Origin of the sequence: Motilimonas thetidivivens (assembly GCF_046452435.1) — a bacterium.
GTDB lineage: Bacteria > Pseudomonadota > Gammaproteobacteria > Enterobacterales > CBDFNC01 > Motilimonas.
In genome coordinates this window covers 1-949 of the sequence record NZ_JBKFDK010000058.1, presented here as the reverse complement: position 1 = coordinate 949, position 949 = coordinate 1, and the positions used below count along the sequence as shown (strand labels likewise).

The following is a 949-nucleotide window of genomic DNA, read 5'->3' as shown; positions in this document are numbered from 1 at the left end:
GGTAATCCCCCCAAAAAATAACTGCATGAAAAAGTAGAATTTTCTCGTATAGTTACTACAGGAGATTCAACATGAAAAAATCACGTTACACGGACAGTCAGATCTTAGCGATCTTAAAACAAGCAGAAGCTGGGGCCCCTATTCCTGAGCTTTGCCGCGAGCACGGCATGAGTAGTGCTACGTTCTACAAATGGCGCGCTAAATATGGCGGGATGGATGCTTCACTCTTAAGCCGCATGAAAGAGTTGGAAGAAGAAAACCGACGACTGAAAAAAATGTATGCTGAAGAGCGTCTCAAAGCAGAAGTGATTTCTGAGGCACTGGAAAAAAAGTGGTGAAGCCCTGTGAGCGTCGAATGATGGCTCAGTATTCGGTGGCGAATCACCACATTAGTATCAGAAGCGCCTGTCGCTGGTTTCACATCAGCGAAACTTGCTATCGCTATAAATCAAAGCTTAAGCCTGAAAACGAGCTCATTGGTGAGCTGCTCATGCAACTCTCGGCCAACGAAGACACTGCGGATTGGGGCTTTGGCATGTGCTTTAACCACCTTCGCAATTTTGAGGGGCGCAAATGGAACCACAAACGTGTTTATCGTATCTATTGTGAGTTAGCGTTGAATCTACGCATTAAACCGAGACGACGTTTGAATCGACACACACCAGAGCCGTTAAAAGAGCCTATCAAGCCAAACCAAGTTTGGTCTGTGGATTTCATGCACGATCAACTCTCTGATGGTCGAAAATACCGCTTATTCAATGTCATTGATGATTATAAGCGAGAGGGTTTAGCAGCTGAGCCAGACTTCACTATGCCAGCAGAGCGCGTGACACGTATTTTAGATCAACTTATCGAGCAACGCTCAAAACCCGTTGCAATTCGTTGTGATAACGGCCCTGAATTCATAAGCCACAAGTTTATAAAATGGGCAAAACGCCATGCTATACGG

General features: G+C 45.3%; 1 pseudogene. It reads left to right on the top strand.

What is annotated here, in order from left to right:
- Positions 1-71: 71 nt before the first annotated feature.
- A pseudogene (locus ACK8OT_RS19215) lies at positions 72-949 on the top strand (IS3 family transposase); the annotation flags it as partial.